Here is a 2,950-nt window from a genome sequence, read left to right on the forward strand (position 1 = left end):
GAGGAAATGGAAGCTCGGGGTTGGGATTATGTGGATGTCGTATTCGTAACAGGCGACGCCTACGTGGATCACCCGAGTTTCGCCATGGCCTTGCTGGGGCGGCTTATGGAGGCCGAAGGATACCGGGTGGCGATTCTCAGTCAGCCGGACTGGCATTCGTGTGCGCCTTGGAGGACGTTCGGGCGTCCGCGACTGTGTTTCGCGGTCAGTGCCGGCAATATGGACTCCATGGTAAATCATTATACTGCGAACCGAAAAGTGCGCAATGATGATGCGTACAGTCCCGGCGGCCGAATCGGGTTGCGCCCCGATCGCGCCACTCTGGCCTATTGCCAGCGCGCACGGGAAGCCTACAAAGGCGTGCCTGTCATTGCGGGAGGAGTGGAAGCGAGTTTGCGCCGCATTGCCCATTATGATTACTGGAGCGACAAAGTTCGGCGATCCATTCTGCTCGACTCGAAGGCCGACCTTCTTGTCTATGGCATGGGTGAACGTCCACTTTTGGAAATTTTGCGGCGACTTGCTGCCGGCGAGCCCATTAAAAATATTCGCGATGTTCGCGGCACGGCTTATCGGCTGGGTGCTTCGGAAAAACCACCGGAGGACGCGATCTACCTGCCGTCCTACGAGGAGGTTGTGGCAAGCAAGGAAGCCTTTGCGCGGATGACCAGGATGGCGCACCTGGAAACCAACCCGTTCAATGCCCGGCGCCTTGTGCAATACCATGATCGTGAAGCCGTGGTCATCAATCCACCCGCGTTTCCGTTGACAGAGGAGGAGATGGACCGGGTGTACGGGCTTCCTTTTCAAAGGCGGCCCCACTCCGTTTATGGCGATGAACCCATTCCCGCATTTGAAGTAGTCAAGCATTCCGTTCAGATTATGCGGGGCTGTTTCGGAGGGTGTACCTTTTGTTCTATCACCGCCCACGAAGGTCGGATTATTCAAAGTCGATCACCGCAATCGATTATTCAGGAAATTGAAAGGTTGAAACAGGACCCCGAATTCAAAGGTATCATCAGTGATATCGGCGGTCCAACCGCGAATATGTACCGGATGAATTGCAGCCGTCCGGACGTTCGGGAAAAGTGCCGCCGTTTAAGCTGTATCCATCCGACCATTTGCAAGCTTTTAAATACCAGCCACGGACCGCTTATTGATCTTCTCAAACAGGTGCGACATGTTCAGGGCATCAAGAAAGTCTATGTCGCGTCGGGAATTCGCATGGATCTGGCCCAGTTGAGCCCCGCTTACATGAATCACCTGGTGCGTTATCACGTAGGCGGTCATCTTAAAGTGGCGCCGGAGCACTGCGATCCCGACGTCTTGCGCCTGATGAAAAAGCCGACCATAGAAGACTTTGAAAGATTTGCAAAGAAATTTCATGAACTTTCACGGGCTGCGGGGAAAGAACAATATTTGGTGCCGTATTTCATATCGGGCCACCCAGGCTGCGATCTCAAGGCGATGATTCGACTCGCGGAATTCCTCAAACGCACAGGTTATCGTCCCCAGCAGGTTCAGGATTTCATGCCGACGCCTTTCGACATCGCCACGTGCATGTATTACACGGGCATCGACCCAATGACCGGAGAAAAAGTCTACGTTCCGCGGGGCGAACGCGAGAGAAGGCTCCAGCGGGCACTCCTTCAATTCTGGAAGCCGGAGAATTATTTCCTCGTCCGTGAGGCCCTGCAACGGGCTGGCAGGACGGACTTGATCGGCAGCGGGCCTCACTGTCTCATCCCGTCGCGCCCTCCAAAAGAAGCTGTCGTGGCACGTCGCAAAAGCCAGCGCGCGGAAGCGCTAGCTGAAGACCGGAATGAAGCCAAGGCCCGCGTGGCCGGCTATCGACCTCATCGGAAGACTTTCCGGCGCAGAACGACAAAGAAAAGCTGATCGGCACGGTGGGCTGAAGCGCCCTCGATTGTTGGTTCCCTTCCCTGCCAGGCTACCTGGGACTTTGTTCTGGGGGGCGGTCGCAGCTTCTGCTTGAGGGTTGAAAAAATAGGAGACATGCCCTCACGGGCGTGAAACGTTGAAGGGAACGTTGACCGCTGGCCGGTGCGATCGAGGCACGGCAGGGTGCTCCCCCGTGAGATTCGGATGATCTTGCGAGCACTCAAGCGAGGGCATCCGACGTTAACATACTGTGGTGGGACCGCCGCTTGGGCGCTTCTATACTGGAGATAGGGTGGGACGACAGGCTGTCCAAACGCAAAAATTCTCCGAACGCGCGGACCGGCCGGGCGGCAGGAGTATTGCCAATATCACATTGATTTTGGTTGTGAATCCCTATGACGATTTCAGGTGAGCGAATTCCCGCGGTGGGTATTGATCTGGGCACGACATACTCCGTCGTTGCGTACCTGGATGCGCAGGGCCATCCGGAAACGATTGTCAATGCCGAAGGAGAAAGGCTCACACCGAGTGTCGTGTATTTCGACGGTGAAGAGGTGATCGTCGGGCGCGAAGCTCTTAAGGCCTTCGCCCGGCTACCGAGTCAGGCCGCTGAGTGTTCCAAACGGGACGTGGGATATAAGGTCTATCACAAAGCCCTGCAGGGTAAATACTACCCGCCAGAGGTGATCGAGGCGTTTATTTTGAATAAATTGCGGCAAGATGCTTCACAACAGCTTGGCGACTTCAGTCATGTCGTTATTACCGTGCCTGCCTATTTTGATGAGGTACGCAGAAAAGCGACGCAGGACGCTGGCTACATGGCGGGGCTGGAAGTGATGGATATCATCAACGAGCCGGTGGCCGCCGCTCTGGCCTTCGGCTATGAATCCGGCAGGTTGAATGAACCATCGAGCGCAGCCAAACCCGAGAAAGTGCTCGTGTACGATCTGGGTGGTGGCACTTTCGATGTGACGGTCATGGAGATCCGCGGCTACGAGTACGTCACCCTGTCGATTGATGGAGATGTGCGATTGGGAGGGTGGGACTG

Annotated in this window: 2 protein-coding genes; both read left to right on the forward strand. The window is 55.7% G+C overall.

Features of this window, described 5'->3' with window-relative positions; all coding sequences use genetic code 11:
- The coding region (locus H5U08_RS14480; protein WP_297034540.1) for a YgiQ family radical SAM protein at nucleotides 1-1,899 on the forward strand (1,899 nt) is incomplete at its 5' end.
- 398 nt (nucleotides 1,900-2,297) lie between these two features.
- A partial coding sequence (locus H5U08_RS14485; protein ID WP_297034543.1) for an Hsp70 family protein occupies nucleotides 2,298-2,950 on the forward strand: 653 nt, incomplete at its 3' end.

Source organism: Thermogutta sp. (assembly GCF_014359955.1).
Taxonomy (GTDB): Bacteria; Planctomycetota; Planctomycetia; order Pirellulales; family Thermoguttaceae; genus Thermogutta.